The organism is Sporosalibacterium faouarense (assembly GCF_016765695.1).
Taxonomy (GTDB): domain Bacteria; phylum Bacillota; class Clostridia; order Tissierellales; family VENL01; genus Sporosalibacterium; species Sporosalibacterium faouarense.
This window is the reverse complement of record NZ_JAETGO010000056.1, coordinates 1-2,187: the sequence shown is the minus strand read 5'-3', so window position 1 is coordinate 2,187 and position 2,187 is coordinate 1. Positions and strand designations below refer to the sequence as shown.

2 protein-coding genes are annotated in these 2,187 nt (G+C 31.2%); both read left to right on the top strand.

The annotated features are described in order from the left end of the window. Positions 1-204: 204 nt before the first annotated feature. Entirely contained in the window at positions 205-708 is a 504-nt protein-coding gene (locus JMO20_RS11005) for a thioredoxin family protein (RefSeq protein ID WP_202709721.1), read from the top strand. Positions 709-838: 130 nt separating this feature from the next. Beyond that, positions 839-2,187, top strand: a 1,349-nt coding sequence (locus JMO20_RS11000) for a putative glycoside hydrolase (RefSeq protein ID WP_202709720.1), incomplete at its 3' end; no start/stop codon positions are given.

Sequence of the window (2,187 nt, the reverse complement as noted above, 5' to 3'; positions counted from 1 at the left end):
GATGGTACTTGGTGGGTAACTGCCTGGGAGAGTAGGTCGTCGCTGGATTGTTTTATTTTTTTGTCTTTTTTGTCAAATTATTTAGTTTATTCATTCCCACTTAATACAAGTTGTAATTGGGGCATATATATATTATAATCAAGGTATATAGATATAAACAAAATATATATTTGAATATTATTTTTTTAGTTTGGGGGTATAAATATGGATATTAATGGCTTGTTTAAAACAGGAGTCTCATTTGATGAGTTTGTAAACCAAGATACAGATGCTTATAAAGAAAAAACCCTACAGATACTTGATAAAATAGATTTCACTGAGGAAGAGGAAGAAAAAATTAAATCTATAGATGAGAATATTAATGTATTAATATGTGCTGAGATGTGGTGTCCAGATTGCATGATAAATGTGCCTGTAATAGAGAAGATGAGATTACTTAATGACTTTATAAATATTTCTATTGTTGAGAAAGAAGGCAATGAAGAGTTTTTTAAGAAATATTCACCAGAAGAAAATGTTAAAATACCTACATTTGTATTTTATGACTCAGAATTTAATGAAATCGGAAGTATAGTTGAGCATCCAAGGCAAGTAAAGCAAATTCTATCTGAAAATAATCAACCAAAGCGTATAGTCGCAATGAGGAAATATAGAAAAGGAGAATATGCTAGCTATACATTAAATGATGTATTAGAGATAATACTATAGGAGTCACGAGATTCTTATTAATCTATTCATTCTTAGCTGACAAGTGTGAATAGATTTAAAATTGTATTGAGCAATTTTTCGAATTATTAAATTTTAGCGAATATAGAAATGAGAGGTGACGATATATCATATGAATCTTAAAAAGGTAGCATTAGGACTAGTTGTTGTATCATTAGCATTAGGAGTAAATCAAGGCTTTAATGTATTTAGTACTTCACAGAGCAGTGGACAAAATAATAAAAAGATGGATAATAGTAATTCTATAGAAAATATTAGAATTGACGATAGCTTATATCAACCCAAAACTAATTGGGGAGTATATAGAGAAAAGATTGAAGTAAAAGGAATATTCTTAACAGCAGGATCTTTAGCTACTACTTCAAGTCTTGATTATCTGTTAGGTATAGTAAATGATACTGAGATAAATTCCATGGTAATAGACGTTAAAAATGATGCAGGAACTCTTACTTATGAATCTTCAGCAGGAATAAAAATGGGAATAGATTCAAAGTATGTTATGAATTATGAAAGATTTTTAGGAAAAATGGAAACGTTGTTGGACAATGATGTGTATCCAATTGCTAGAATAGTAACATTTAAAGACAGACAAGCAGGAGCTAAAAGACCTGATATTGTGTTTAAAGATAAGAATGGAAATGTGTGGAGAGATAATAATGGGAATACATGGTTAAATCCTTTTAATAAAGAATCTTGGGAGTATCCAATTCGTTTAGCAGAAGAAGCTGCTCTGAATGGATTTAAAGAAATACAGTTTGACTATGTGAGATTTCCTACAGATGGTAATACAAGCATAATTGATTATGGAAATATACAGGGAAAAACTAAAGAAGATGCTATTGCAGAATTCTTATCATATGCCAAAGAAAGATTAGAACCATTAGGAGTATATGTTTCAGCCGATGTATTTGGTCATATAATTAATGTACAAGGTGGAGCGGGTATAGGACAGGATATTGATATGTTAGCAACTAGTACAGATATTTTAAGTCCAATGGTTTATCCTTCTCACTATAATAAAGGGTCTTATGGAGTAGCTTATCCTGATGCTGATCCTTACACAATAGTTAATGAAGCAATGAAAAGAGCAATAAATAGAGTAAATGGTGCAGAAGGAGAAAAAGATGATAAGGCTATTATAAGACCATGGCTACAGGATTTCTCAGCTACTTGGCTTAGAAATAGCTATGGATCTCATTATACACCTTATGGACCCGAGCAAGTTAGAGCTCAAATACAAGCAACTTATGACGCAGGATTAAAGGAATGGATACTTTGGAATGCAAGCAATAGATATACACTTGGAGCACTATATAATGAAGATGGAACAGGTGGATATACCTATGACCCAAATGCAGCAAAGGCAACTTTTAAGCCTAAAAATACAGATAATAAATCTACTAAACAAGAAGATACTAAACAAGAAGATACTAAACAAGAAGATACTAAACAAGAAGATAC